Source organism: Polaromonas sp. (assembly GCF_016185115.1).
GTDB lineage: Bacteria > Pseudomonadota > Gammaproteobacteria > Burkholderiales > Burkholderiaceae_C > Polaromonas.
This window is the reverse complement of record NZ_JACPOF010000004.1, coordinates 447509-473328: the sequence shown is the minus strand read 5'-3', so window position 1 is coordinate 473328 and position 25820 is coordinate 447509. Positions and strand designations below refer to the sequence as shown.

Sequence of the window (25820 nt, the reverse complement as noted above, 5' to 3'; positions counted from 1 at the left end):
CAAAGATATGACCTATTCACTAGAACTGAAAGACCTGAGGAAAAGCTTCGGGAAGACCGAGATCATTCGGGGAGCCAACCTGAAGGTCAATGCGGGTGAACGTGTCGCCATCATCGGACCCAACGGTGCAGGCAAATCGACCTTGTTTAACCTCATCAGCGGGCGTTTTGAACCCAGCAGTGGCGAGGTGCTGCTGAATGGCCAGCGCATCAACGGCAAAAAGCCGTTTGAGATCAACCGGCTGGGTTTGTCGCGCAGCTTTCAGATCACCAATATCTTTCCCAAGCTCAGCGTGTTTGAGAACCTGCGCTGCGGTGTGCTCTGGAGCCTGGGCTACAAGTACACCTTCTTGCGCTTTCTTGCAGATCTTGAGGACGCGAACGAGCGCGCCGAAGAGCTGATGGAGATGATCAAGCTGGATAAAAAGAAAGATGTTTTGGCCGCCAATCTCACCTATGCCGAGCAGCGCGCACTTGAGATTGGCATCACGATTGCCGGCGGCGCCAGCGTCATCCTGCTTGACGAGCCGACAGCCGGCATGAGCCGCTCGGAAACCACACGTTTCATCAGCCTGATCAAGGAAGTGACGGTCGGCAAAACCCTGCTGACGGTGGAACACGACATGGGTGTGGTGTTTGGTCTGGCCGACAAGATTGCGGTCGTCGTTTATGGCGAGGTCATTGCCTATGACAAGCCCGAGGCGGTGCGCGCCGACCAGCGCGTTCAGGAAGCGTATTTAGGATCGCCAGTAGCCGACCAGCAAGCAGGAGGCCACTGAGATGACCCCCACGCTTTTCACTTCGTGTAATACGCTGCCCCCCAAGGGGGCCCAAGGCTGCCTGGGGGCGGCCCGTCGGAGCCTTGCATGCTGACCATCAAAAACCTCCACGCCTATTACGGCAAAAGCCACGTCCTTCACGGCGTCTCCTTTGATGTGCAGCCCGGTGAAATCGTGGCCTTGCTGGGCCGCAACGGCTCCGGCCGTTCGACGACTGCCAAGGCCATCATGGGCCTCGTCGATTGCCAGGGCTCCATCATCTGGAAGAACGGCGAGATTGTCGGCAAAAAGGCCTACCAGATTGCCCACCTGGGCATTGGCTATGTGCCCGAGAACCGCGACATTTTCCCCAAACTGACAGTGCACCAGAACCTGCTGCTGGGGCAAAAAGGCTCTGGCAAAGGCTCACGCTGGTCCTTCGAAGACATGTACCAGATGTTTCCGCGCCTGCGCGAACGCCAGCACACTGAGGCTGGTGTGCTTTCAGGTGGTGAGCAACAGATGCTGACCCTTTGCCGCACCCTGATTGGCGACCCTGACCTCATCATCATTGACGAGCCGACTGAGGGTCTGGCGCCCAAAATCGTGGAACTGGTCGGCCAGTACCTTCAGACCCTGAAGGCCAAGGGCATATCGGTCCTGCTGATTGAACAGAAGCTCACCATTGCCATGGCGATTTCAGACCGCGCACTTGTCATGGGCCACGGCAGCATCGTCTTCCAGGGCACGCCTGACAGCCTGCGCGCAGATGCCTACACGCGCAAAGAGTGGCTCGAGGTGTAAAAACCCCCGCGGCTTGTCACGACTGGGACAAATCGGGTAACTTGACGCTTGCGGTGTCATGATGCCGCCCTACAATGGGAAAAGAACGGTCGTTCTATTCTCGTGAGAACTCATCAGGAGTTCTGCAATTGCACGACCGGCGTGCGGGTCACGGCCTGCTACAGCGATCCCTGAAATCTTCACCCAAGGAAACAAGCGCACATGACAACTCTCTACGAAGTTCACGGCCCCGTGGCCGTCATCACCCTGAACAACCCGCCCGTGAACGGTCTGGGCCAGGCAACGCGCTTGAGCATCACTGACAACCTGCAAAAAGCCAATGCGGATGCGGCTGTCAAGGCCATCGTCATCACCGGCGCCGGCAAGGCTTTCTCGGGCGGCGCAGACATCAAGGAATTCGGCAGCCCAAAGGCGCTGGCCGAACCCAACCTGCTGAGCGTCATTCGTACCATTGAAAACTCGGCCAAGCCCGTAGTGGCTGCGATTCATTCAGTTTGCATGGGCGGTGGTCTTGAACTGGCCCTGGGCTGCCACTACCGCATCGCAGCACCTGGCTGCAGCGTGGCCTTGCCTGAAGTCAAGCTGGGCCTCGTGCCGGGCGCAGGCGGCACGCAGCGCCTGCCACGCGCGCTCGGTGTAGAAGCAGCACTGAACATGATCGTCAGTGGTGAGCCCGTCAAGAGCGAATTGCTTGCGCAAATCCCTGGCCAGAAGCTGTTCGACAAGATGGCTGCATCGCCGGAGTCATTGGCACAGGAAGCCCTGGCTTTTGCACAGTCCATTTCCGACACACGGCCTTTGCCGCTGGTGCGCAACCTGCCGTGCAAACACCGCAATGGCGACGCCTACTTCCAGTTCACCCGCAACATGGTCAAGGGCATGTCCAAGGGCTTTCCCGCGCCGCTCAAGTGCATTGAAGCGGTTGAGGCCGCCACCAAACGCAAGTTCGAAGAGGGCATGGCTTTCGAGCGCGAGCTGTTCATCAACCTGATCTGGAGCCCTGAAGGTCGCGCACTGCGCCACATCTTCATGGCCGAGCGCGCTGCGTCAAAGATCCCTGATGTACCTTCAGATACGCCAAAGCGCGACATCAAGGCCATCGCCGTTATCGGCGCTGGCACCATGGGTGGCGGCATCGCCATGAACTTCCTGAATGCGGGCATCCCCGTGAAGATGCTGGAGATGAAGCAGGAAGCGCTGGATCGCGGCACCGCCACCATCCGCAAGAACTACGAAGCCCAGGTGAAGAAGGGCAAGCTCAAGCAGGAAAAGTACGACGAGCGCATGGCGCTGCTGAGCACCACTCTGAGCTACGACGACCTGAAAGATGCAGACATGGTGATCGAAGCCGTGTTTGAAGAGATGGGCGTCAAGGAGAAAGTATTCAAGGAACTCGACCGCGTCATGAAACCCGGCGCCATCCTGGCCTCCAACACATCGACACTGGACGTCAACCAGATTGCAGCGTTCACCAAACGCCCGCAGGACGTAGTCGGCATGCATTTCTTCAGCCCTGCCAACGTGATGAAGCTGCTCGAAGTCATTCGCGGCGAGAAGACCGCCAAGGACGTGCTCGCTACCGTCATGGCCATCGGCAAAAAAATCAAAAAGACAGCAGTCGTGTCGGGCGTCTGCGACGGCTTTATCGGCAACCGCATGATCGAGCAGTACGGCCGCCAGGGCGGCTTTTTGCTCGACGAAGGCTGCACACCAGAGCAGGTCGACAAGGCCATCGAGAAGTTCGGTTTTGCCATGGGCCCGTTCCGCATGGGTGACCTGGCTGGCAACGACATCGGCTGGGCCATCCGCAAGCGCCGTTACACCGAAAAACCTGACATGAAGTACAGCAAGACCGCTGACCTGCTGTGCGAGAAGGGCCGCTTCGGCCAGAAGACCGGCGCGGGCTGGTACGACTATGTGGCCGGCAAACGCGATGCGATCCCCAACGCCGAAGTCGTGAAGATGATCGAAGACCACCGCAAGAGCCTGGGCATCACACCCCGCAAGGTGTCTGACGAGGAGATCGTGCAGCGCCTGGTGTATTCATTGGTCAACGAAGCCGCGCACATCCTGGAAGAGGGCATTGCCTCCAAGGCCAGCGATATCGACATGGTTTACCTTATGGGCTACGGCTTCCCTATCTATCGCGGTGGCCCCATGAACTACGCAGACGAAGTCGGCCTGTTCAACGTGGTGCAGGCCATGAACCGCTTTGCGCAAAACCCGCTGGACGACGCCCAATTCTGGAAGCCGGCACCGCTGCTGGCCAAGCTCGCAGCTGAAAGCAGGACTTTCAACTGATCCCTCAGAACATATTCCGGAGAAATCAATGACTTCAGCTGTAATCGTTTCCACCGCCCGCACCCCGCTCGCCAAGAGCTGGAAGGGTTCCTTCAACATGACGCACGGCGCCACCCTGGGCGGCCACGCAGTCGAGCACGCCATCAAGCGCGCAGGCATTGAAGCCGCGGAAGTTGATGACGTCATCATGGGATGTGCGACACCAGAAGGCGCGACTGGTGCCAACATCGCACGCCAGATCGCACTGCGCGCCGGTTGCCCGGTGACTGTATCGGGCATGACCATCAACCGTTTCTGCTCGTCGGGTCTGCAGACCATTGCCACCGCCGCCCAGCGCATCATTGCTGGTGAGGCCGACATCTATGTTGCCGGTGGTGTTGAAAGCATTTCCTGCGTGCAGCAGGAGATGAACACCCACATGATGCGTGACGACTGGCTGGCCAAAAACAAGCCCGAAATCTACTGGAACATGCTGCAGACCGCAGAGCAGGTGGCCAAGCGTTACAGCATCTCGCGCGACCGCATGGACGAGTACGGCGCTCTGAGCCAGCAAAAGGCCACCGCCGCGCTGGCCGCAGGCCTGTACGAGGCCGAAATTGCGCCCATCACCGTGACGGCGGGTGTGGTCGACAAGGTGATGGGCCTCACGACCAAACAGGTCACCGTGAGCCAGGACGAGGGCATTCGCGCCGGCACCACCAAGGAAGGCATCAGCGGCATCAAGCCGGCCATTCCGGGCGGTGTGATTGCGGCCGGCAATGCCAGCCAGTTCTCTGACGGCGGCGGCGCCGTGGTCATCATGGACGAGAAAGTTGCGGGAATAAAGGGGCTGAAGCCGCTGGGCCGCTTCCTCGGTTTTGCAGTCGCAGGCTGTGAGCCCGACGAGATGGGCATCGGCCCCGTCTTCGCCATTCCCAAGGTACTGGCCAAACTGGGCCTGAAGATTGACGACATAGACCTGTGGGAACTGAACGAAGCGTTTGCCGTGCAGGTGCTGTACTGCGCCGACAAGCTGGGCATCCCCATGGACAAGCTGAACGTCAACGGCGGCGCGATTGCAGTCGGCCACCCTTATGGTGTCACGGGCCAGCGCCTGACCGGCCACGCCCTGATCGAAGGCAAGCGCCGCGGCGCCAAACGTGTCTGCGTCACCATGTGTATCGGTGGTGGTATGGGCGCTGCGGGCGTGTTTGAAGTGCTGTAACTGTCCGAGTCTTAAATAGCCTGCCAACAAAAGGCCGAGCCTGCGACCAACTCCGCAGCCGGCCTTTTCTTATTTCATTCCCTCAATGCCATGACACTGCGCAGCACAACCGACTTCCTTCTTTACCAGTGGCTAAACGCCGAATCGCTAAACCAGCGCGAGCGTTTTGCAGACCATTCGCGCGAAACCTTTGATGCGGTGTTCGACACCTGCGAACGCATTGCACGCGAGAAATACGCACCGTTCAACCGCACCGTGGATACCCAGGAACCGCATTTCGACGGCGAAAAAGTCATACTGCCGCAGGCCACGCACGATGCCCAGAAAGCCTACGCAGCATCAGGCATGCTGAGTGCCGCGCAGGACTACGAGATCGGTGGCATGCAGCTGCCGTACACGGTCGAGGCAGCCGCCAATGCATTTTTTGCGATGGCGTCGGTCAGCATAGGTTCGGGCATGCTGACCACCGGCAACGCCAACCTGCTGATGAAACACGGCACGGCGCTACAGCAGGAAGTGTTTGCGAAGCACGAGTTTTCAGGCCGCTTCTCGGGCACCATGTGCCTGTCAGAGCCGCAGGCGGGTTCATCGCTGAGCGATGTAGTGACCAAAGCCACGCCTGACGGCACAGATTTTGAATCCGACCCGCTGGGCCCACGCTACCGCATCAAAGGCAACAAGATGTGGATCTCGTCGGGCGAGCATGAGTTGACCGACAACATCATCCACCTGGTGCTGGCCAAGATTCCTGGTCCTGACGGCAAGCTGATCCCCGGTACGCGTGGCATTTCGCTGTTCATCGTGCCAAAAAAGCTGGTCAATGAAAAAGCCGAACTCACAGGCGTGCGCAACGATGTGGCGCTGGCGGGCCTTAACCACAAACTGGGCTGGCGCGGCACCACCAACACGCTTCTCAATTTTGGCGAGGGCAAATATCCGGTGAACGGCGAGGCCGGCGCCATTGGCTATCTGGTGGGCAAGCCGCATGAGGGTCTGCGCTGCATGTTCCACATGATGAACGAGGCGCGCATAGGTGTCGGCATGGCGGCCACCATGCTGGGCATGGCGGGTTATGAAGCCAGCCTGGATTACGCCAAAAATCGCCCTCAGGGTAGGCCTGTGGGCATTGGCGGAAAAGACGCTGCAAAGCCGCAGGTGCGCATCATCGAACACGCCGACGTCAAACGCATGTTGCTGGCCCAGAAAGCCTATTGCGAAGGCGCGCTGGCACTTGAGCTTTACTGCGCCCGGCTGGTTGATGAACAGCACACCGGCACACCCGACGCAGCTGACGACGCGCGCATGCTGCTGGAAGTGCTGACGCCGATTGCCAAGAGCTGGCCCAGCGAATGGTGCCTGGAGGCCAACTCGCTGGCCATACAGGTACACGGTGGTTACGGCTACACACGCGACTTTCCGGTCGAGCAGTACTGGCGCGATAACCGCCTGAACATGATCCACGAGGGCACGCACGGCATACAGGGCATGGACCTGCTGGGCCGCAAGGTGCTGATGGAAGGGGGCAGGGGCCTTGCGCTGCTGGCAGGCCGCATTAACGCCGCCATCGAGCGGGCGATACAGATGCCGGAACTGGCGCAATACGCCAATGACCTCGGCAAGGCGCTGCAGCATGTGGGCAGCGCGACCAAGGCGGCCTGGGCTACCGGCCAGCCATCAGATGCGCTGGCCAATGCCGTGCCTTATATGCAGGCTTTCGGCCACACGGTGCTGGCCTGGATCTGGCTGGATGTCTCGCTGGCCGTGCTGGCCGCAGATGGCGCAAAATCAACGCCTGCCACTGTGGGCCGACTTGGGGCCGCGCAGTACTTCTATCGTTATGAATTGCCGAAAATCGGCGCCTGGCTCAAGGTTGTTGAAACGCGCGACCAGACCTGTGCCGAACTGCCGGAGGAGGCCTTTTAATGGGATTTTTCAAGCCGTCAGCAGAGCCGGTGTCCAACAAGGCGATTGCACGCCTTCAGTCGCTCATATGGATACTGATCTATGGTGGTCTGCTCACCCTGATTCTGGGCATTTTTGTGCAACGTTCCAGCGACCCGGTGGGCTGGTCCATGGTCGTGGCGGGCGGCATTGTGGCCGCAGTTGGCTTTGTGCTGATTTACGTGCGCTCAAAAATAAACCCAGTACCGCAACCCGGAAGTAGCGAGACAAAATGAAAGTGATGGATTCGCGCTCAGGGCAAGGCGCAAGCTGCAGCGAAGGCTGTGCGCCTTCACAAAGGTTGCAACGCCCCCTGGGCGTGAAGACGCGCTTTCATGTTTCGATATTTTCGGGTTGCGGTACCAGCCCTGAGTCACCCTCAGGACACAGCAGCTGCAATTGACCGTCATGTTGTGTTTTACTAGCTTTTGACCCCGGGCACTGACCCGATTGCCGACAGGCATACCTCAATCCATCCAGACAACAGGAGATAGAAATAAATGAACCGTACCATCCAGCAACTGTTTGACCTCAAGGGAAGGACCGCACTGGTCACCGGCGGCTCGCGTGGCCTGGGCCTGCAGATGGCGCAGGCGCTTGGCGAAGCCGGCGCAAAAGTCATCCTCAGCTCACGCAAGGCCGAAGACCTGAAGGAGGCGGCCGCAGAACTCAAGGCCGCTGGCATTGAAGTCGACTGGATTGCCGCCGACTGCTCGAAAGAAGACGAGATTCGCGCACTGGCCGATGAAGCCATCAAGCGCCTTGGCCATGTCGACATTCTTGTGAACAACGCTGGCGCGGCCTGGGGCGCCCTGGCCGAAGACCACCCCGTCGAAGCCTGGGACAAGGTCATGAACCTCAACATTCGCGGCTATTTCATCCTGTCGCAGCACATTGCCAAGCACAGCATGATTGCGCGCAAGTCTGGCCGCATCATCAACCTGGCATCGATTGCCGGCCTGGGCGGCAACCCCAGCGGCATGACCACCATTGCCTACAACACCTCCAAGGGCGCAGTCATCAACTTCACCCGTGCGCTGGGCTGCGAATGGGGCAAGTACAACATCACCGTCAACGCCATCTGTCCGGGCTTCTTCCCGAGCAAGATGACGGTGGGTACGCTCAAAGCGCTGGGCGAGGAAAAACTTGCCTCACACGCGCCGCTAGGCCGCCTGGGCGACGACGAAGACCTCAAGGGCCTGTGCGTGCTGTTTGCATCCGATGCCGGCAAACACATTACGGGCCAGTGGATGGCGGTTGATGGTGGAGTCTCCGTAGTAACAGGCGGGTGATCAAGTGAGCAGCTTCAACAAGAAAGGCGCGGTCGGCTTTGGCGTCGACATTCCTTTTGTCACGCACCTCGGCTTTGAGCTTGAGCTGTTTGACGGTGGCGAATCGGTGATCACCTTCACCCCAAAGCCGGAACACCTGAATACATTCGGCGTGACACATGGCGGCGCCTGTATGACGCTGCTCGATGTCACCATGGCCCTGGCTGCACGCAGCGTGCAGAAGGACATGGGCGCCGTGACCATAGAGATGAAAACCAGCTTCATGCGCCCGGCACCGGGCGGCGCCGCACTGACCGGCAAGGGCCGGATCATGCACCGCACGGCCACCATGGCTTTTGTTGAAGCGACGATTTATGACGCGGCAGGCAATGTCTGCGCGCATTCGACCGGCACCTTCAAGTACGTCAAGCGCCTGCCAGTCGGCTCCAAAACCGTCAATGACATGAACCCCGCGAAAGACGGATCGGGCGACGACGGCCTGGGCATTATTTCAACCGACTAATCACATACCGGACAGCGACCCAATGCCAAAGAACCTGCAAATCCTTCTCGACAACCGCCCCAAAGGCGAAGCCACTGCGTCCAACTTCAGGCTGACCAGCAGCGACACGCCAGAACTGCAGGACGGCCAGGTGCTGGTCAAGCACCATTACCTGAGCCTGGACCCCTATATGCGCGGCCGCATGAATGACAGCAAGAGCTACGCTGTGCCGCAGGCGCTCGGGCAGGTGATGGGCGGCGGCACGGTGGGTGAAGTGATTGAGAGCAAATCGCCAAAATTCGCAGTCGGCGACAAGGTCGTCGGCATGGGTGGCTGGCAGCAATACGGCATCTTCAATGCCGCACAGCCCGGCGCGCTGCGCAAGGTGGACACCACCCATGTGCCGCTGTCGCACTACCTCGGCGCGGTAGGCATGCCCGGTGTCACGGCCTGGTATGGGCTCATCAAAATTATTGAACCGCAGGCCGGGCAGACCGTCGTGGTCAGTGCGGCAACCGGCGCAGTGGGCAGTGCCGTGGGTGCACTCGCCAAGGCGCGCGGTGCAAGGGCGGTGGGCATTGCCGGCGGCCCTGACAAATGCAAATACGCGGTCGAAGAACTCGGTTTTGACGCCTGCATAGACTACAAGCTGTACAAGGATGCCGCTTCACTGTCGGCTGCGCTGAAAGAAGCCTGCCCCAAGGGCATTGACGGGTACTTCGAGAACGTGGGCGGCATGGTGCTCGATGCCGTGTTGCCATGCATGAACGACTTTGGCCGCATTGCTGTGTGCGGCATGATCGCCGGCTACGACGGCAAGCCCTTGTCGCTGGCCAACCCGGCGCTCATACTCACCTGCCGCCTGAAGATACAGGGCTTTATCGTGAGTGAACACATGGAGGTCTGGCCTGAGGCACTGAAAGAACTCGGCACGCTGGTCGGCACCGGCAAGCTGAGGCCACGCGAGTCGGTTGCCCAGGGCCTTGAAGCTGCACCAGAAGCCTTCCTGGGCCTGCTCAAGGGAAAAAACTTCGGCAAGCAGCTGGTCAAACTGATTTAAGTGCCGAACGCGGAGGCCGATATGGACACCAACCATGAAGTCTTCAACCAGCCCGCGCCCCTGGCAGGCTACAACCTTTTCGAGACCAACCGGCCGCTGCGCGATGCGCTGAAATTCAATGCGCCGACGCTCGACACGGCTGCGCTGGTGGCGCTGGGCGCCACATTGGGCACTGCGGACATGCAGACGCATGCACGGCTGGCAAATACGAATGCGCCGGTGCTGCATACGCACGACCGTTTCGGGCGGCGCACCGATGCGGTGGAATTTCACCCGAGCTATCACGCCCTGATGAAGCTCGCCGTTGCCACCGGCCTGCACGGCAGTCCATGGGCTGGTGGCGCTGAATCCGCGCATGTGCAACGCGCAGCGGGCTTCATGCTTTTCACCGAGCTTGAGCCATCCATCCTCTGCCCGATCTCCATGACCTATGCGGTCACACCCGCACTGCGCAGCAATACCGCGATCTATGCCGACTGGGGACCCGGGCTGACGGGCCGCGCCTACGATCCGGCGCTGAAGCTTTGGCGCGACAAGGCCGGCCTGACCATGGGCATGGGTATGACGGAAAAGCAGGGTGGCTCTGACGTGCGCGCCAACACCACCCATGCAGAAGCCGCCGGCCGCGACAACTGGGGCGAGCGCTACATCGTGACTGGCCACAAATGGTTTTTCTCTGCGCCCATGTGCGATGCCTTCCTCATCCTGGCGAAAACCAAAAGCGGCCTGAGCTGCCTGTTTTTGCCCCGCGTACTGCCCGACGGGGAACTTAATGCCATACGTATCCAGCGCCTGAAGGACAAACTCGGCAACAAGGCCAATGCAAGCTCTGAAGTCGAGTTTGAAAACGCCCAGGCCTGGCTGGTCGGCGAAGAGGGCCGCGGCATTCCGCAAATTCTTGAAATGGGCACCATGACGCGGCTGGATTGTGCACTCGGCACCAGCGGGCTGATGCGGCAGGCCCTGAGCCTGGCACTTAACCACACCTCGCAGCGCAAGGCTTTCGGCAAGCTGCTGATAGACCAGCCGCTGATGCGCAATGTGCTGGCCGACCTGGCGCTCGAGTCGGAAGCCGCCACCGCGCTCGCCCTGCGCCTGGCGCGCGCTTTTGACAAGACGGGTGATCCGCATGAAGCCGCGATGGCGCGACTGCTGACCCCTGTGGCCAAGTTCTGGATCTGCAAGCGCGGCAGCCATTTTGCGCAGGAGGCCATGGAATGCCTTGGCGGCAACGGCTATGTGGAAGAGGGCGGCGAAGGCGTCATGGCCCGCATCTACCGCGAGATGCCGCTCAACTCCATCTGGGAGGGCGCGGGCAACATCATGGCGCTGGACCTGCTGCGCGCCTTGCGCAAGGCAGATGCAGTTGCCGCACTGGCGCATGAACTGGCGCCTGCAAAAGGTGCGCACCCGGCACTCGACAGGCTGGCCGCGGCCTTGCCTGTTCGCGTGGAAGAGATGGCCAGCGAACTGGAGGCACGCCGGCTGGCGCAGGATGTGGCTATTGCCGTGCAGGCCGCGCTGTTGTTCCAGACTGCCCCTTCCGCTGTATTCGCAGCCTTCTGCGACTCCCGCATTGCAGGCAACTGGGGGCAGAGCTTCGGCACACTGGGGGCCGGCACTGATTTTGACGCCATCATCACAAGAGCCATGCCGCATTGAATTGACGACACATACAAGGAGACACCCATGAGCGACATCTATCTTCACCACTACCCCCTGTCACCCTTTGCAGAAAAGGCGCGTCTCATGCTCGGCTATAAAAAGCTGGCATGGAAGTCGGTCATGATCCCTTCGGTCAGCCCCAAGCCCGATCTTGTAGCGCTGACCGGCGGTTACCGCAAGACACCTGTCCTGCAGATTGGCGCCGACATTTATTGCGACACCGCCCTCATCGCCGATGTGCTGGAACACCTGCAGCCCGACCCCAGCCTGTACCCCGAGCCCAGCAAGGGCATGGGCCGCACGCTTGCCAGTTGGGCTGACACCACGCTGTTCTGGACCTCCATGGCGTTCAACACGCAGCCCAAAGGGTTTGAGCAGTTGTTCGGCAAGCTGCCGCCCGAAGCTGGCAAAGCGTTCAGCGAAGACCGCAAGGCCATGAACACCGGCGCGAGGATCAGGCCTGCCGATGCCACGGCGGCCTACAAGTCCTACCTGCGCCGCATCTCCGACATGCTGGACGACTGGCCTTTCTTGCTCGGTGAAGCGCCTTCAATTGCCGACTTCGCCATGTACCACCCGCTGTGGTTTACGCGCCATCGCACCTCGGTTCTTGCCGGCATTTTCGACAGTACGCCTGCGGTGCTGGAGTGGATGGACCGCATGTCGGCCATTGGCCACGGCAGTTTCGAAAAAACCACGGCCGCTGACGCGATTGCCGCAGCCGCGGCCGCGACCCCGCTCCCTTTGCATGATGACGTGTTCCAGGACGACCACGGCATTCCGCTGGGCAGCCAGGTCACGGTGACCGGCGAAAGCTTCGGCCCCGAGCCGACAAGCGGCGAGCTGATTGCCGCCACGCGCATGCACTTCACGCTGCGCCGAGAGGATGACCGAGCGGGATTGGTCCACGTGCATCTGCCGCGCATCGGCTACCAGTTGCGCGCAGCTTGAGCAGATAGAACTGATAACAGGAGACTTGATGATCACGGATTTCAAAGGCAAGACGGCAGTGCTGACCGGCGCAGGTTCAGGTTTCGGGCTGGAGTGCGCGCGCATAGGCGCCAAACTGGGCATGAACCTTGTGCTGGTCGATGTGCAGCAGGACGCCCTCGACGCGGCCAGGCAGGAGATGGAAGCTGCTGGCGCACAGGCGCTGGCCTTCAAACTCGACGTATCGAGCGCAGACCAGATGGAAGCCATGGGCCAGGCCGTGTTCAAGCGCTTTGGTGCGCCGCACCTGGTGTTCAACAACGCGGGCGTCGGCTCCGGTGGCCTGATCTGGGAGAACTCGCTGAAGGACTGGGAATGGGTAATGGGCGTCAACGTCATGGGTGTGGTGCACGGCGTGCGCATCTTCACGCCCATGATGCTTGAAGCTGCGAAAAAAGACCCGTCGTGGAAAGGCCATATCGTCAACACCGCCAGCATGGCCGGCCTGCTGAACCCGCCCAACATGGGTGTGTACAACGTCAGCAAACACGCAGTCGTCTCCCTGAGCGAGACCTTGTACCAGGACCTGTCTCTGGTCACCGACCAGGTCGGCGCTTCGGTGCTGTGCCCCTTCTTCGTCGCCACAGGCATAGGCATGAGCCATCGCAACCGGCCGGCCGAACTTGGTGCGGAGAAAGCCACCAAAAGCCAGAAGATCCAGCAGGCCATGGCGGGCAAGGCGGTTGATTCAGGCAAGGTCAGCGCTGCCAACGTTGCCCAGCTGGTGTTTGACGCGGTGGCCAGCAACCAGTTCTACATCTACAGCCACCCCAAGGCCATCAAGTCGGTGCAGACCCGCATGGAAGACGTGCTGCTGGCGCGCAATCCGACGGACCCGTTTGCCGACAAACCCGAAATCGGCCAGCAGCTTCGAGCTGCGTTGCGAGCCGATTAAGCCTGAAGTAGCCATGCCAGCCGCCGGTTTTGCGCTGTTTGAAACCGCCATCGGTTTTTGCGGCATCGCATGGAATGCGGGCGATGCCGCTCTGGCGGGCGTCTTTTTGCCTGAAGACAGCCAGCAGGCCACCCGCACACGCATGCAGAGCCGGTTTCAGGGCGTGGCCGAGCAGGAGCCGCCGCCTGCGGTGCAGTCCATCATGACCCGCGTGGTCGCCTTGCTCGAAGGAAAACACGATGACATGGCCGATGTGGCGCTGGACATGACGGGTCTGCCGCCCTTCAACCGCAAGGTGTACGAGGTTACCAGGGCAATTCCGCCAGGCCGCACGCTGACCTATGGCGAAGTGGCGGCCAGGCTGGGTGAGCCCGGCGCCTCACGCGCGGTAGGCCAGGCGCTGGGACACAACCCGTTTGCGCCCATCGTGCCCTGCCACCGGGTGCTGGCTGCGGCGAACGGGTCTGGCGGGTTCTCTGCGGGCGGCGGCGTGTCGACCAAGCTCAGGATGCTGGAGATAGAGAAAGCGCGTTTTGGGCCGCAGGCCGGGCTCCTTGACGGCTGAGCGGCTGTGTGAGCCCGCAGCAGGTCGCCCGCCAAATGTTAATACCCAACTTAACATTGTTAATATGGAAGTTAACATTTGCCACTTGTGGCGCTTGTCAGGTCTGAAGAAGGCGTTCAAAACGCCGAAAAAGTGCCATTTTCAGGCATCAGATCGGCTGCAGGCCAATAAATACGACGTGAGCAGCTATAACAAATGTAGCAATAAAGCCGGGTAACCGTCTCACGCTGCCTTACCGTGAATCGGGTCACCTCGCGTTAGCGCTAGGAAATTGAGCATCCAACAGCCCCATTTAATTAACTGTAAAAGTTGTGTACAATACTTTTACAGTAATCAAAAAGGAAACTTATATGTCTACTGATCTCAATGCATTCGTAGCGATCCCACTCCCTACCTCTCTTGTTACGACATTGCTCAGAATACACCCGCACGGGATCAGCGGGTTAATTGAGGACGTGATGGCTGATTTCTTGGACAGGAACAAGGAGAGCTTGGGTATAGAGCAACTGCCCGGCGGGGTGTACTGGGAAGCCTTGTTTTTGCCCGAAAAAACTCAGATACGCACCACGTATTTCAGCGAGGTGAAGATTGCGACTATCGAGAATGAGAGCATTGTTTGGAACGGTGAAATTTACGCGTCGTTTGCGCAACTCTCGAACGCCATGCGTGGCGGAAAAATGACGAACGCTTGGCGTGAACTCCAGATTAAACGTCCTGCCGACAAGACTTGGTTGCCAGCTCAGTCCCTTCGACGCTAGCCGGGCCGTTTGAGCGGGCAAAGACCAAAACAGATCGTTTTGAGTCAAATGTTAATACATAACTTAACATCGTTAATATGGAAGTTAACATTTGCCAGTTTTGGCGCTTGTCAGGTCTGAAAAAGGCGTTCAAAACGCCTAGAAAGTGCCATTTTCAGGCATCAAATCGGCTGCAGGCCAATAAATACGTGCGTGAGCAGCTATTGAAAATATAGCAATCAGCTTGCCTGGAAAGCTGCCACGGCCCGCCAGGGCCCAGGCTTCAAGCCTGTTTGGCGATCTTTGCAGCCACTTCCTGCACAGACCCGACCTGCCCGGCATGAAACATCAGCGGGTTGGCATCGCTGCCTGAAAAGTCCTGTACCCGGCCCACAAGAATGGTGTGGTCACCCTCCTGGTAGCGTGAGTAAGTCGTGCATTCGAAGCTCGCCACGCTGTCTCTCAAACGTGGGCAGCCGCCCAGGCCGTTGGCAAACTCGTCTTCGTATTTTTCGAACTTGTCGGCGGCGGGTTTGGCGAAGTGCATGGCCAGCTCCTGCTGTTTGTCTGTCAGCACGGTGATGATGAAGTTGGGCGCGCTGATGAAGGCGTCAGCGCTGCGCGCATCGTCGCGGATGCTCCACAGCACCAGCGGCGGCGAGAGCGAGACGGACGCAAACGAGTTGATGGTCATGCCCTCACGTTTGCCCTCGTAGACCGTGGTGACCAGGCAGACGCCGGTCGGAAACGAACCCAAGGTCCGGCGCAGGCGCGCGGCGTCCAGGGTCTGCGGCTCATCGCCGGTGATGTCTGTCCATGAGTACATGTTTTGCTCGCTTGTGTTCAGTGTTGGAAAACCTCAGTAGCGCAGGCGCCCGTCCTCGCTCATGACTGCAATGTCGACGAAGCGGCTGCCTGCAGAACCGCCGGAGAAGTCCACCCGGAAACCGCCCAGGTTGACTTCACCCATGCTGGCAAGTGTTTTTGCAAATTCGGCTGCGGAAGGCCGCTTCATTTTTCTGGCGACTTCGGCAAACAGTTTTGCGCAGATATAACCTTCCATGTGAAACGCCGAGTAGGTCTTCAGGTCGGGAAAGGCCTTGCGCATGGCGGCCTGGAACTCACGCTGCAGCGGCATGGTCACCCCCATGGGGTTGGGAAAGGCCTGCGCTACGCCGACACCCTTGGCGCTGCCACCGGCCCGCGCCACGAGTTCGGCGGGTGACAGGTAGGACATGGTGAAGATGGCTTGTGTGCCGCCGGCCTTGCGCATCGCGGCCACGCCGGTAGCCATGAACTTCGGCGGGCCAATGACCAGGGTGCTTTGTACCCCGGCCTGCAGCAGCGACCTGGCTGCCTCATCAATTCCTTCCGGCGTTAGCGGCGCTTTGGCGCCCGTGACCTGCAGGCCGCCCAGCTGGCTGGCCGCATCGACCACCGCCGAATAGCCCGACGATCCGCCGGGTGCATCCACATACAACACGCCCAGCCGTGCAATGCCCAGGGTCTTGATGTGCTGGGTGATGCGCTGGATTTGTTGCCCGTCACCGGCCCGCACATGAAACAGCTTCGCGTGGCCCGGCTTGCGGAAGGCCTCCGCACCCGGCACGGCGTTGAGCACGACCACATCGGCGTTGTCCAGCAGCTTGTCGCTCAGCATGCGCTGCACGGCAGGCGAACCATAAGGCGAGAGCAGGGCGATGGGCTTGCGTTTCATGGCCTCGGCAAACCGGGCGACAAAGCGGTCGGGGTCGAGCGCATCGTCAAGCTGGAAGAAATCAATGCGTTTGCCGTTGATGCCGCCACGCTCGTTGACTGCGGCAAACAGCGCTTTCATGCCTTCGCCCAGCTGGACGACCTCGGGCACAGGTTTCTCCGTCAGCGAGCCAATCTGGCCGACGACCAGATCCTGCGCCAGGCTGTGGGCGGCAGCAAGCAGGGAAGAGGCGAGCAGCGCTCCGCACGCCACCATGTGGGCAATGTTTTTTCTCATCTTGTGTCTCCTGTGTCACCCGGTATGTCCGGGTGCTGCGGGTTCATTGCCCGCAGGTTCTTCTGATGTGACATGTCGCAATAATCCCGGGCAAGATGCCCCGGATATGTGACCGCAAGCCCCTCCCGGGCTGTGACTGTGTCTTGCGGTTAACGCCCCAGCGCCCTGGCGCTCTTGCCGCCAATGCCCCAGTGCGTCTTCGGGACTTCCTCGACCAGCACACGCACGGTTTCTTTGGGTGCATCCAGCGTGCGCGCAGCGGTTTCAGTCAGCGCTTCAATCAGCGCTTCAATTTTTTCAGGCGGGCGGCCTTCCATGATCTTGACCAGCAGAAATGGCATGGCGGCTCCTCAGGTAAAGCGCATGGATACGGAACCGATGTCCTGGAAGCGGGCGGTGATCGAATCACCACGCGCCACAGCGTAAGCCTCGGTCACACCGCCGGTCATGACAAAGGTGCCGGCCGGAATGTGTTCACCGCGCTTGCCCAGCATGTTGGCCAGCATGGCGACGCTGGCAGCCGGGTGGCCCAGCACCGCAGCGCCTGCCGCCGTGGCGATGACCTCGCCGTTTTTCTCAAGCACGATGCCCATGTTGCGCAGGTCCAGGTCTTGGGGCTTGCGCGCATGGCCGCCGGTCACAAAACGGGCTGACGAGCAGTTGTCGGCCACCACGCTTTTCAGGTCGAACTTGAAGTCGCGGTAGCGTGAGTCGATCACCTCGATGGCCGGCACGATGAAATCGGTGGCGGCCAGCACGTCGCCGACATGACAGCCCGGGCCTGACAGTGCAGACTTCAGCACAAAGGCAATCTCGGCCTCGACCTTGGGATGGATCAGCTGGTCGAACTCGATGGCGCCGCCGTCCTGGCGGACATAGTCGCTGACCAGAAAGCCGAAGATGGGTTCTTCAACGCCCATCTGTTTGATCTTGGCAAACGAGGTCAGGCCCATCTTCAGGCCGACCAGCTTGCTGCCGCGGTCCAGCTTGCGCTTGCGTATGGCGTACTGGATGGCGTAGGCGTCTTCCCAGTCCATGTCGGGGTGGTCGTCGGTGATCTTGACGATGTCACTGCGCTGCAGCTCGGCGTTTTCAAGACGCTCTGCCAGCGCGAGGATTGTTTTTTGATCGAGAGACATATGAATATTTTCCTGAGGTCTACGAGAACCGGCAGGAGGCTGAACCCAGCTTGCCGATGGTCATGCGCAGGTGGTCACCGGCCGCAATGGGGAACATGATGGAGAGCGAACCCGACAACACCAGCTCGCCAGCCTTCAGGCCGATGCCGTAAGCGCCAAGCGCATTCGCCAGCCAGGACACGGCATTGGCCGGGTTGCCCAGCGTGGCGGCGCCCGCACCGGTACCGATGATTTCGCCGTTTTTCTCAAGCACCATGCCCAGCGTGGTGAGGTCGAGTTTGGTCGGCGAGACCGCTTTGTCGCCAACTACAAATGCCGCAGATGAGCCGTTGTCGGCCACGGTGTCCTGGACCTTGATCTTCCAGTCCTGTATGCGCGAATCGACGATCTCGAAACAGGGCACCACACATTCGGTGGCGGCAATCACGTCAGCATTGGTGATGCCCGGGCCCATGAGGTCGCGCTTGAGGATGAAGCCGAGCTCGCCTTCGCCCTTGGGCTGGATGAACTTTTTGCTGTCGATGGTGGCGCCGTCGGAGTAACTCATGCCGGACAGCAGGTGGCCGAAGTCTGGCTGGTCAACACCGAAGATGCGCTGCACCACACCCGCCGTCAGGCCGACCTTTTTGCCGACGTGGCGCTCACCCGCCTCGATGCGGCGCGCAATGGTGCGCAGCTGTATGCGGTAGGCATCGTCTACCGTGATGCCGGGAATGCGCTCAATCAGCGGCGCCAGCATGCGGTTGCCCCGCCAGGCGTCATAAAGCTCGTCACCGAGCTCGTCGCAGAGTTTGTGGTTCAGTGCCATGTTGTCCTTGTGTCGTTCTTACAGTTTGACGCAGACGTTGCGCAGCTCGGTGTAGAACTCGAGCGAATGCACTCCGCCTTCACGGCCTATGCCGGAAAGGCCCTGGCCGCCAAATGAGGTGCGCAAATCGCGCAGAAACCAGCAGTTGATCCAGGTGATGCCGACGTTGATCCTGCCCGCCACGCGATGCGCGCGCGCCAGGTCCGTCGTCCAGATGGTGGTGGCCAGGCCGTAAGGCGTGTCATTGGCCATGTTGACGGCCTGCTCCTCCGCGTCGAAGGGCTCCAGGTGTACGCAAGGGCCGAAGATTTCTTCGCGTATGACGCTTGAATCCTGCGGCAGGCCGGTCCAGATGGTGGGCTGCACCCAATGGCCGCCTTCATATTCAGCCGCTACCCTGGGTATGCCGCCGCCGGCGATGATGGTGGCGCCCTGGGTTTTGGCGGCCGCAAAATAGCCCAGCACCTTGTCACGGTGTTCCTTGCTGATGAGCGGGCCCATGGTGGTGGCCGGGTTCATGGGGTCACCAAAGACAAAACCTTCGGCTTTTTTCTTCAGCGCCTGTGCAAACCTGTCGAAGATGCTGCGCTCCACAAACACACGCTCTGTGCCCAGGCAGACCTGGCCGCTGTTGGCAAAGGCCGCGCGGGAGATGCCATCAACGGCCGCTTCAAAATCCGCATCGGCAAAGACAACGCCGGCGTTCTTGCCGCCCAGTTCGAACGACACGGGGCGCACACCGTTGGCAGCCTGCTTCATGATGGCTTCGCCGGTACGGGTTTCGCCGGTAAAGGTTATGGCGTTGACATCGGGGTTCTGGGTCAGCCACTCACCGGCAGAGTCCGGGCCAAAGCCGTGGATGACGTTGTACACGCCGGGCGGCACCCCGACGGTGTTCATGACCTCGCCGAGCAGGGTGGCGGTGGAGGGTGTTTCTTCAGATGGTTTGACGACGACGGTGTTGCCGCAGGCCAGCGCCGGGCCGACTTTCCAGGTCATCAGCAGCAGCGGCAAATTCCACGGACTGATGACGCCGATCACACCCTTGGGCACACGCACGCCGTAGTTGAGTGCGCCGCGGCCATCAGGGGTATCGAGGTGAAAGCTTTCGGTCGGCACATTCTTCACCACATCGGCAAAGACCTTGAAGTTGGCTGCACCGCGCGGAATGTCGATATGCGAGGCAATGCTGGTGGGCTTGCCGGTGTCGGCAATTTCAGCCTGCAGGAAGTCGTCGAAGCGGCGGGAGATTTCTGCGGCCACGCCATGCAGCATGTTGGTCCGCGCCTCGACAGGCATCTTGCCCCACGGACCTGTCAGTGCCGCCTTCGCAGCAGCCACCGCCGCGTTCACGTCGGCTTTGGAGGCCTCGCAGATATTGCTGTTGAGCTTTCCGTTGATGGGGTTGATGTTGGGAAAGGTCTTGCCTGATGTGCCCGGCGTGAACTGTCCGTCTATGAATTGCTGTGTCTGCTTTACGCTGGATGTCATGTATTTCTTTTCGGTCTTGTCGTTTTTTGCTGGCGCACCGGCCACGGCCTGCTTCGGGTAGTCGCTAATTGACTGGCATACCCGGCCAACGGAAGATAGTGTCCATGCGTGATCCGGCCTTGTCCATTGCGCGGAGGAAATGGCAACTATTCGCCAATTGAATGGGCTGCAAGGGCTTTTCACACGGCCCCGATGGCAAGATAGCGGCCCAGTGACTCACCTATGAAACTCAATTCCCTCGATCTCAATTTACTGCTGGTGTTCGACGCCATCCTCAGAACCGAAAGCGTCACGCGGGCGGCTGACGATGTAGGGCTGTCGCAGCCCGCCATGAGCAATGCCCTCACACGTTTGCGGGAATACTTCAACGACCAGCTCTTTGTCCGCACCCAGGGCTCCATGCAGCCCACGCCGCTGGCACTGCGGCTGGGCGCCCCTGTGCAGGAGGCCCTGTTGCAGCTGCGGCAGGCACTCGAAGACAAGCGGCATTTTGATGCGCAAACATCAACCCGCTGCTTCAGGGTCTGCATGACGGAGGTGGCGCAGCGGGTATTTTTGCCCCAACTGATGAGCAGCTTCCAGACAGTGGCGCCGGGGGTACAGCTTGCCACCGTGGACATGTTTCCCGACCATACCCAGGTGGCGCTGGGCACCGGTGAAATTGACCTGGCTATCGGTTACTTTGCCGATTTCGGCCCCAACTTCTATGCGCAGCGCATCTTCCAGGAGAACTATGTGGTGATGCTGCGGCGAGGCCATGCGGCCACCAGCAGCGGCAGCCTGACACTCGAGGCTTACCTTGATGCGTCACACATCGTCTACCTGCCTGCCGCTGCCAGCCACCACACACTCGAAGCCATGCTGGACACGGAGTTCGCCAAGCATGGCGTCAAGCGGCGGGTAGGTTTGCGTGTCGCGCACTCCATGGGTCTCTCAAGCATAGTGGCGGGCACCGATCTTGTCCTCACCATCCCGTCACGCCTGGGCCAGGCCTTCTCTGGCCTGGTGGACGTGCAGCTGTTTGACCTGCCGCTGGATGTGCCGCGCATCGACATCAACCAGTACTGGCACGCGCGCTTCCATCAGGACCCGGCCATTCAGTGGCTGCGGTCACAGTTCCAGGCGAACTTTCAGGGTTGATGGGGCTCCGGAGCGGCGGTATACCTGCAAACATTCAAGCGCTCAATAGCGCGAATTCGGCTGGCTGGCTGGTGGAGTCCAGGGGGCGCTGATAACGTTGCGGTCAACTAATCTTGACCCTCCATTGCCAAGGAGCAACGTGATCCATTTGCATGATATTCGGTACGTCCGTCTGGGTACGGCCGACCTGACCGGAGCAACGCGCTACGCAGAAAAAATACTGGGCCTGAGGGAAGGGGCCAGGCGCGGCAACCCCAAAACATCTGAGCAGGTTTACTTTCGCAGCGATGACCGCGACCACACACTGGTGTACTTCAATGGTGACCCGCATGACCATACGACGGGCTTTGAAGTCATCGATGAAAAGGTCATGGAGGCCGCTGCCAGCGAACTTGAAAACGCCGGCCACAGCGTTCATCGCGGAACGGCGGATGAATGCGACGAGCGCCGTGTCCGCGCCTTCATCAATTTCAGGGACCCGACTGGCAACTCAATAGACCTGGTCGCCGGACCCCACCACGGCGGCGAGCGATTTTTTCCGACCCGCGATTCGGGCAACCAGGGCTTTTCACATGTAGGCATGCGCACCACCGATGCTGTACGCGACGAACTTTTCTGGACGGAAATTCTCGGTGCAAGGGTCAGTGACCGCATTGGCCAGGCACCGCTGCTACGCATTGACGAGGTGCATCACAAGATAGCCCTCTTCCCGTCGTCCCATGCCGGCGTGCAGCACATCAACCATCAGGTCAAGTCCATCGACGACATCATGCGGTCGTGGTATTTGCTGCAGTCAGAAGGGATCAAGGTTGTTTTCGGGCCTGGCAGGCATCCCACGTCCGGGGCGATGTTTCTCTACTTTGAAGGGCCGGATGGGGTTGTGTATGAGTATTCGAGCGGCGTATGCTCCATCACGGACCCGGGCTACCAGCCGCGCCAGTTCCCGTTCGAACCTAGTTCCTTTTGCATGTGGGGTTCCAGGCCCGACATCCCGGAGTTCAGAAAATAAACCGACAAAGACCAGATAAACAGCAGGAGACAAATTGCCTACGATCACGCTACAGCCCTCGGGCCACAGTTATGAATGCCCGACGGGCGCCCCCATCCTGAAAACCGGACTCGATGCCGGTCTCTTCATGCCCTACAGCTGCCGCTCGGGGGTCTGCAATACCTGCAGAGGCAAGGTCGTCAAGGGCAAGGTCGACTTTGGGCCTGTACACCCCAAATACCTGTCTGAAGAAGACAAGGCCAAAGGCTATGCGCTGCTGTGCTGCGCTACGCCGCTGGAAGACCTGGTGATTGAGGTCACGGAGATTGATGCCGGCGATGCCATCAGGTCCAAATACATGCCGGCCCGTATTCTCAGGGCCGAGAAGGTTGCACCTGACGTGATGCTGGTCAGGGTCGGCTTGCCGATGAACGAGCCGCTGGTGTTCCGCGCCGGCCAGTATGTCGAGTTCATACGCAAGGACGGCAGCCGCCGCAGTTACTCGATTGCCAACCCGCCCACCAACAATGGCGTGCGGCAGCTTGAATTGCATGTGCGCCTGACGCCGGGCGGCCAGTTCACAGACTATGTGTTCAACAAAATGCAGGTGCGGGATATTCACCGGATTGAAATCCCGCTGGGCTCCTTCTTCCTGCGTGAAAAGAGCGACAAGCCCATCGTCATGCTGGCGTCCGGCACGGGCTTTGCGCCCATCAAGTCCATCATCGAGTACAGCCTTCGCAAAGGCTTCACCCGGCCCATCACGCTCTACTGGGGCGGACGCCGCAGGGAAGACATTTATATGCGCGAGCTGGCTGAAGGCTGGGCCAAAACGCATCCGCACATCACCTTCATACCGGTGTTGAGCGAACCGGCCGCCTCAGACAAATGGACAGGGCGCACCGGTTTTGTTCACCAGGCCGTGATGCAGGACTTTCCGGACATGAGCGGTTTGGAGGTATATGCCTGCGGTTCACCCGTGGTTATCGACTCTGCCCGGCGGGACTTCGCTGCGAACTGCAAACTGCCCGAGGCCGCGTTCTACGCCGATGCCTTCCTCACCACGGCCGACAAGGCCGCCTGAAATTTTGTTGCCATCAAGGAGACACCCATGCTGACACTGCCACCGAATTGCCGCGTCGACCTTCCCAAAACGAAATCCATCGTCAAGCCTTTCTGCCTGAGCCATGGCACGCTGGAGTGCTACAACCTGGTTGAGTCACGGCGCTTTTATGAGGAGTTCCTGGGACTGGAATGTGTACGACACGGCAAGCCCGCCATGGCGATTCGCCTGGCGATGCGCTTTCACATCGTCTGTGTGGAGGTCGGCGACCAGCTCAAACCGGTTCACCTGCTCAACCACTGGGGCGTGGACGTCAAGACCAGGGAAGAGGTCGACCAGGCCTATGAAAACGCCGTGAAGTACCAGGACGAATACAAGATACGCAAGGTCCTGCCACCTCAGGACATGCATGGCGTGTATTCGTTTTACATGATTGACCTGGACCACAACTGGTGGGAGATCCAGTATTACGAAAGCGGTTTCCAGCACGACGACCTGTTCGACTACGGTGATCGTTTTGCCATGAAAGACGGCCGCACATTTGAAGCCCTTGAAGAAATCAGGGTACGGACGGAACTCGCCTGATGCTCCAGCTCGTCACGTTTGAAACGCCCGCAGGCAGCAAGACCGGCCTGTTGAGCGGCAACAAGGCCTATCCGTCGGGCCGGTTCACGCACACACTGGAAGTCCTCGCCGACTGGGCCGATGCCGATTCCAAACTCGATGGTCTGGCAGCCAAACTGGCGGGGCGTGAACCGGTCGCAGCGCTGAAATTTCTCGCGCCCCTGCCGAATCCGCGAAATATCTATTTCGCAGGCGCCAACTACAAGGACCATGTTGCTGAAATGAAAGCGACACTGGGCATGCCGCTCGATGCCGACCCTAAGGCCAGGGGCCTCAAACCATGGTTCAGCCTGAAGGCGACCGGCCCGACGGTCGTGGGGCCGGGCGCAGTCGTTGCCCTGCCGCGCGGCACACAGATGCTGGACTGGGAGCTTGAACTGGCGGTCGTCATCGGCAAGGTTGCGAAGAATGTGGCGGCAAAGGACTTCGCGGACTACGTGGCGGGCTATACCGTTGCCAACGACCTGTCGGCCCGTGACCATGTGGGCCGCGACGGGGTGCCGGTGGAGTCGCCCTTCAAGTGGGACTGGATAGGGCAGAAGTCCTTTGACGGATCCTGCCCCATGGGCCCGGCCATCACGCCGACACGATTTATCGGTGACCCGATGAACCTGGGCATGAAGCTCTGGGTCAATGGCGAGTTGATGCAGGACTCCAATACCGGCCAGATGATTTTTGACATCGCAGACCAGATAGAACATCTGTCGTCCTGCATCACCTTGCAGCCCGGCGATGTCATCCTGACGGGGACACCCGCCGGCGTTGGCATGGCGCGCAAGAAATTCCTTCGGCCTGGTGACGTGGTTAAACAGTGGATAGAAAACATCGGTGAATTCGAGTTCTCCATCAGGGCCTGACTCGCCCCAACAGTTTTGAAGACAACAGACAGCGAAAGAATTTATGAGCAGGAAAATCAAGGTAGCCATCGTGGGGTCGGGCAACATCGGGACGGACCTGATGATCAAGGTCATGCGCCACGGCAAAAACATAGAGATGGGTGCGATGGTGGGCATAGACCCGGCATCAGACGGCCTTGCCCGCGCGCGGCGCATGGGCGTCGAGGCCTGCGACGGCGGCGTTGAAGGCCTCATCAAGCTGCCCATCTTCAGGGACATCGATATCCTGTTCGATGCGACCAGCGCCGGCGCGCACGTCCAGCACGAAAAGCTGCTGCGTCAGGCCAAACCCGGCATCCGGGTGATTGACCTCACACCGGCGGCCATTGGCCCTTATTGCATACCGGTCGTCAACCTCGATGAACACCTGGCGGCATCCAATCTCAACATGGTCACCTGCGGCGGCCAGGCCACCATTCCCATGGTCGCAGCGGTCTCGCGCGTGGCAAAGGTGCATTACGCCGAGATCGTCGCCTCCATTGCCAGCAAGTCAGCAGGCCCCGGCACACGCGCCAACATCGACGAATTCACCGAAACAACCTCCAAAGCTATTGAAGTGATAGGCGGGGCAGGCAAGGGCAAGGCCATCATCGTGATGAACCCGGCCGAGCCACCGCTCATCATGCGCGACACTGTTTATTGCCTGTCCGAAGACGCCAGCGAGGCCGCGGTTGAAGCGTCGGTCGAAGCCATGGTGAAGGCGGTGCACAGCTACGTGCCCGGCTACCGGCTGAAACAGAAGGTGCAGTTCGAGCGCATCCCCGCAGACAAGCCCTTGCACATCCCGGGCCTGGGTACGTTCTCGGGCTTGAAGACCTCCATCTTCCTGGAGGTAGAAGGTGCTGCGCACTACCTGCCGTCCTATGCCGGCAACCTCGACATCATGACCTCGGCAGCCATGGCCGCGGCTGAACGCATTGCCCCGACGCTGGCGACAAAAGGCGCAAAAGGCGACGCCCTGGCCCAACCAGCCTGAATTGCATGAC

General features: G+C 60.0%; 26 protein-coding genes. 20 read left to right on the top strand and 6 right to left on the bottom strand.

Annotated features, from left to right (window positions below):
• Window positions 1-7: 7 nt before the first annotated feature.
• From HYX42_RS02995 to HYX42_RS02930, 14 genes are all read left to right on the top strand, one after another.
• The gene (locus tag HYX42_RS02995) at window positions 8-778 is read left to right on the top strand and encodes an ABC transporter ATP-binding protein (RefSeq protein ID WP_293399373.1); all 771 of its coding nucleotides are present in this window, start codon (window positions 8-10) and stop codon (window positions 776-778) included.
• An 87-nt stretch (window positions 779-865) separates the two neighbouring features.
• Window positions 866-1561: an ABC transporter ATP-binding protein gene (locus HYX42_RS02990; protein WP_293399370.1), complete on the top strand. Its 696-nt coding sequence runs from the start codon at window positions 866-868 to the stop codon at window positions 1559-1561.
• Window positions 1562-1762: 201 nt separating this feature from the next.
• Window positions 1763-3862: a 3-hydroxyacyl-CoA dehydrogenase NAD-binding domain-containing protein gene (locus tag HYX42_RS02985; RefSeq protein WP_293399368.1), complete on the top strand. Its 2100-nt coding sequence runs from the start codon at window positions 1763-1765 to the stop codon at window positions 3860-3862.
• Between the two features lie 28 nt (window positions 3863-3890).
• Window positions 3891-5066 (top strand): acetyl-CoA C-acyltransferase, encoded by a 1176-nt coding sequence (locus HYX42_RS02980; RefSeq protein WP_293399365.1) that lies wholly within the window; start codon window positions 3891-3893, stop codon window positions 5064-5066.
• A 90-nt stretch (window positions 5067-5156) separates the two neighbouring features.
• Entirely contained in the window at window positions 5157-6989 is a 1833-nt protein-coding gene (locus tag HYX42_RS02975; protein ID WP_293399363.1) for an acyl-CoA dehydrogenase, read from the top strand.
• Window positions 6989-7243 (top strand): hypothetical protein, encoded by a 255-nt coding sequence (locus tag HYX42_RS02970; protein WP_293399360.1) that lies wholly within the window; start codon window positions 6989-6991, stop codon window positions 7241-7243. Before HYX42_RS02975 ends, HYX42_RS02970 begins: the two co-directional genes overlap by 1 nt.
• 264 nt (window positions 7244-7507) lie before the next feature.
• Window positions 7508-8299, top strand: coding sequence for an SDR family oxidoreductase (locus HYX42_RS02965; RefSeq protein WP_293399358.1), 792 nt, complete (start codon window positions 7508-7510; stop codon window positions 8297-8299).
• Between the two features lie 4 nt (window positions 8300-8303).
• On the top strand, window positions 8304-8801 hold the full coding sequence (locus tag HYX42_RS02960; protein ID WP_293399355.1) for a PaaI family thioesterase: 498 nt from the start codon (window positions 8304-8306) through the stop codon (window positions 8799-8801).
• A gap of 22 nt (window positions 8802-8823) precedes the next feature.
• Window positions 8824-9840: an NADP-dependent oxidoreductase gene (locus tag HYX42_RS02955; protein ID WP_293399352.1), complete on the top strand. Its 1017-nt coding sequence runs from the start codon at window positions 8824-8826 to the stop codon at window positions 9838-9840.
• Between the two features lie 21 nt (window positions 9841-9861).
• A complete protein-coding gene (locus HYX42_RS02950; RefSeq protein ID WP_293399350.1) occupies window positions 9862-11502 on the top strand; it encodes an isovaleryl-CoA dehydrogenase in 1641 nt (546 codons plus the stop codon).
• Window positions 11503-11529: 27 nt separating this feature from the next.
• The gene (locus HYX42_RS02945; RefSeq protein ID WP_293399348.1) at window positions 11530-12456 is read left to right on the top strand and encodes a glutathione S-transferase family protein; all 927 of its coding nucleotides are present in this window, start codon (window positions 11530-11532) and stop codon (window positions 12454-12456) included.
• 28 nt (window positions 12457-12484) lie between these two features.
• Window positions 12485-13390, top strand: coding sequence for an SDR family oxidoreductase (locus HYX42_RS02940; RefSeq protein ID WP_293399346.1), 906 nt, complete (start codon window positions 12485-12487; stop codon window positions 13388-13390).
• 13 nt (window positions 13391-13403) lie between these two features.
• A complete protein-coding gene (locus HYX42_RS02935) occupies window positions 13404-13955 on the top strand; it encodes a methylated-DNA--[protein]-cysteine S-methyltransferase (RefSeq protein WP_293399344.1) in 552 nt (183 codons plus the stop codon).
• A gap of 350 nt (window positions 13956-14305) precedes the next feature.
• Window positions 14306-14713, top strand: a complete 408-nt coding sequence (locus tag HYX42_RS02930; protein WP_293399341.1) for a hypothetical protein — start codon at window positions 14306-14308, stop codon at window positions 14711-14713.
• A gap of 262 nt (window positions 14714-14975) precedes the next feature.
• Here HYX42_RS02930 and HYX42_RS02925 read toward each other — a convergent pair whose 3' ends face one another.
• The 6 genes from HYX42_RS02925 to HYX42_RS02900 all read right to left on the bottom strand — a co-directional run bounded on the left by HYX42_RS02925 (window position 14976) and on the right by HYX42_RS02900 (window position 20123).
• Window positions 14976-15518, bottom strand: coding sequence for a flavin reductase family protein (locus tag HYX42_RS02925; protein WP_293399338.1), 543 nt, complete (start codon window positions 15516-15518; stop codon window positions 14976-14978).
• Between the two features lie 33 nt (window positions 15519-15551).
• Window positions 15552-16685, bottom strand: coding sequence for an ABC transporter substrate-binding protein (locus HYX42_RS02920; RefSeq protein ID WP_293399335.1), 1134 nt, complete (start codon window positions 16683-16685; stop codon window positions 15552-15554).
• A 149-nt stretch (window positions 16686-16834) separates the two neighbouring features.
• Window positions 16835-17026 carry a 4-oxalocrotonate tautomerase gene (locus tag HYX42_RS02915; protein WP_293399332.1) on the bottom strand — a complete coding sequence of 64 codons (192 nt, stop codon included), beginning with the start codon at window positions 17024-17026 and terminating at the stop codon, window positions 16835-16837.
• Between the two features lie 9 nt (window positions 17027-17035).
• Window positions 17036-17824: a 2-oxo-3-hexenedioate decarboxylase gene (gene dmpH / locus HYX42_RS02910; protein ID WP_293399330.1), complete on the bottom strand. Its 789-nt coding sequence runs from the start codon at window positions 17822-17824 to the stop codon at window positions 17036-17038.
• Window positions 17825-17843: 19 nt separating this feature from the next.
• Window positions 17844-18632, bottom strand: coding sequence for a fumarylacetoacetate hydrolase family protein (locus HYX42_RS02905; protein ID WP_293399327.1), 789 nt, complete (start codon window positions 18630-18632; stop codon window positions 17844-17846).
• A gap of 18 nt (window positions 18633-18650) precedes the next feature.
• Entirely contained in the window at window positions 18651-20123 is a 1473-nt protein-coding gene (locus tag HYX42_RS02900; RefSeq protein ID WP_293399325.1) for a 2-hydroxymuconic semialdehyde dehydrogenase, read from the bottom strand.
• Window positions 20124-20345: 222 nt separating this feature from the next.
• Between HYX42_RS02900 and HYX42_RS02895 the strand changes: the two genes are divergently transcribed.
• The 6 genes from HYX42_RS02895 (at window position 20346) to HYX42_RS02870 (ending at window position 25810) form a co-directional block, all read left to right on the top strand.
• Entirely contained in the window at window positions 20346-21263 is a 918-nt protein-coding gene (locus HYX42_RS02895) for a LysR family transcriptional regulator (RefSeq protein ID WP_293399322.1), read from the top strand.
• Between the two features lie 139 nt (window positions 21264-21402).
• Window positions 21403-22272 (top strand): VOC family protein, encoded by an 870-nt coding sequence (locus HYX42_RS02890; protein WP_293399319.1) that lies wholly within the window; start codon window positions 21403-21405, stop codon window positions 22270-22272.
• A 34-nt stretch (window positions 22273-22306) separates the two neighbouring features.
• Window positions 22307-23335: a CDP-6-deoxy-delta-3,4-glucoseen reductase gene (locus HYX42_RS02885; RefSeq protein ID WP_293399316.1), complete on the top strand. Its 1029-nt coding sequence runs from the start codon at window positions 22307-22309 to the stop codon at window positions 23333-23335.
• 27 nt (window positions 23336-23362) lie between these two features.
• Window positions 23363-23899 carry a VOC family protein gene (locus HYX42_RS02880; protein WP_293399314.1) on the top strand — a complete coding sequence of 179 codons (537 nt, stop codon included), beginning with the start codon at window positions 23363-23365 and terminating at the stop codon, window positions 23897-23899.
• On the top strand, window positions 23899-24795 hold the full coding sequence (locus tag HYX42_RS02875; RefSeq protein ID WP_293399311.1) for a fumarylacetoacetate hydrolase family protein: 897 nt from the start codon (window positions 23899-23901) through the stop codon (window positions 24793-24795). Before HYX42_RS02880 ends, HYX42_RS02875 begins: the two co-directional genes overlap by 1 nt.
• A gap of 43 nt (window positions 24796-24838) precedes the next feature.
• Complete coding sequence (locus HYX42_RS02870; RefSeq protein WP_293399309.1) at window positions 24839-25810, top strand: acetaldehyde dehydrogenase (acetylating); 972 nt, start codon at window positions 24839-24841, stop codon at window positions 25808-25810.
• The last annotated feature ends 10 nt before the right edge of the window (window positions 25811-25820 follow it).

What these genes read in the sequence shown, in the direction of transcription:
- HYX42_RS02995 (WP_293399373.1), top strand. Translation starts at nt 8, where the DNA reads ATGACCTATTCACTAGAACTGAAAGACCTGAGGAAAAGCTTCGGGAAG.
- HYX42_RS02990 (WP_293399370.1), top strand. Translation starts at nt 866, where the DNA reads ATGCTGACCATCAAAAACCTCCACGCCTATTACGGCAAAAGCCACGTC.
- HYX42_RS02985 (WP_293399368.1), top strand. Translation starts at nt 1,763, where the DNA reads ATGACAACTCTCTACGAAGTTCACGGCCCCGTGGCCGTCATCACCCTG.
- HYX42_RS02980 (WP_293399365.1), top strand. Translation starts at nt 3,891, where the DNA reads ATGACTTCAGCTGTAATCGTTTCCACCGCCCGCACCCCGCTCGCCAAG.
- HYX42_RS02975 (WP_293399363.1), top strand. Translation starts at nt 5,157, where the DNA reads ATGACACTGCGCAGCACAACCGACTTCCTTCTTTACCAGTGGCTAAAC.
- HYX42_RS02970 (WP_293399360.1), top strand. Translation starts at nt 6,989, where the DNA reads ATGGGATTTTTCAAGCCGTCAGCAGAGCCGGTGTCCAACAAGGCGATT.
- HYX42_RS02965 (WP_293399358.1), top strand. Translation starts at nt 7,508, where the DNA reads ATGAACCGTACCATCCAGCAACTGTTTGACCTCAAGGGAAGGACCGCA.
- HYX42_RS02955 (WP_293399352.1), top strand. Translation starts at nt 8,824, where the DNA reads ATGCCAAAGAACCTGCAAATCCTTCTCGACAACCGCCCCAAAGGCGAA.
- HYX42_RS02950 (WP_293399350.1), top strand. Translation starts at nt 9,862, where the DNA reads ATGGACACCAACCATGAAGTCTTCAACCAGCCCGCGCCCCTGGCAGGC.
- HYX42_RS02945 (WP_293399348.1), top strand. Translation starts at nt 11,530, where the DNA reads ATGAGCGACATCTATCTTCACCACTACCCCCTGTCACCCTTTGCAGAA.
- HYX42_RS02940 (WP_293399346.1), top strand. Translation starts at nt 12,485, where the DNA reads ATGATCACGGATTTCAAAGGCAAGACGGCAGTGCTGACCGGCGCAGGT.
- HYX42_RS02935 (WP_293399344.1), top strand. Translation starts at nt 13,404, where the DNA reads ATGCCAGCCGCCGGTTTTGCGCTGTTTGAAACCGCCATCGGTTTTTGC.
- HYX42_RS02930 (WP_293399341.1), top strand. Translation starts at nt 14,306, where the DNA reads ATGTCTACTGATCTCAATGCATTCGTAGCGATCCCACTCCCTACCTCT.
- HYX42_RS02925 (WP_293399338.1), bottom strand. Translation starts at nt 15,518, where the DNA reads ATGTACTCATGGACAGACATCACCGGCGATGAGCCGCAGACCCTGGAC.
- HYX42_RS02920 (WP_293399335.1), bottom strand. Translation starts at nt 16,685, where the DNA reads ATGAGAAAAAACATTGCCCACATGGTGGCGTGCGGAGCGCTGCTCGCC.
- HYX42_RS02915 (WP_293399332.1), bottom strand. Translation starts at nt 17,026, where the DNA reads ATGCCATTTCTGCTGGTCAAGATCATGGAAGGCCGCCCGCCTGAAAAA.
- dmpH (WP_293399330.1), bottom strand. Translation starts at nt 17,824, where the DNA reads ATGTCTCTCGATCAAAAAACAATCCTCGCGCTGGCAGAGCGTCTTGAA.
- HYX42_RS02905 (WP_293399327.1), bottom strand. Translation starts at nt 18,632, where the DNA reads ATGGCACTGAACCACAAACTCTGCGACGAGCTCGGTGACGAGCTTTAT.
- HYX42_RS02900 (WP_293399325.1), bottom strand. Translation starts at nt 20,123, where the DNA reads ATGACATCCAGCGTAAAGCAGACACAGCAATTCATAGACGGACAGTTC.
- HYX42_RS02895 (WP_293399322.1), top strand. Translation starts at nt 20,346, where the DNA reads ATGAAACTCAATTCCCTCGATCTCAATTTACTGCTGGTGTTCGACGCC.
- HYX42_RS02880 (WP_293399314.1), top strand. Translation starts at nt 23,363, where the DNA reads ATGCTGACACTGCCACCGAATTGCCGCGTCGACCTTCCCAAAACGAAA.
- HYX42_RS02875 (WP_293399311.1), top strand. Translation starts at nt 23,899, where the DNA reads ATGCTCCAGCTCGTCACGTTTGAAACGCCCGCAGGCAGCAAGACCGGC.
- HYX42_RS02870 (WP_293399309.1), top strand. Translation starts at nt 24,839, where the DNA reads ATGAGCAGGAAAATCAAGGTAGCCATCGTGGGGTCGGGCAACATCGGG.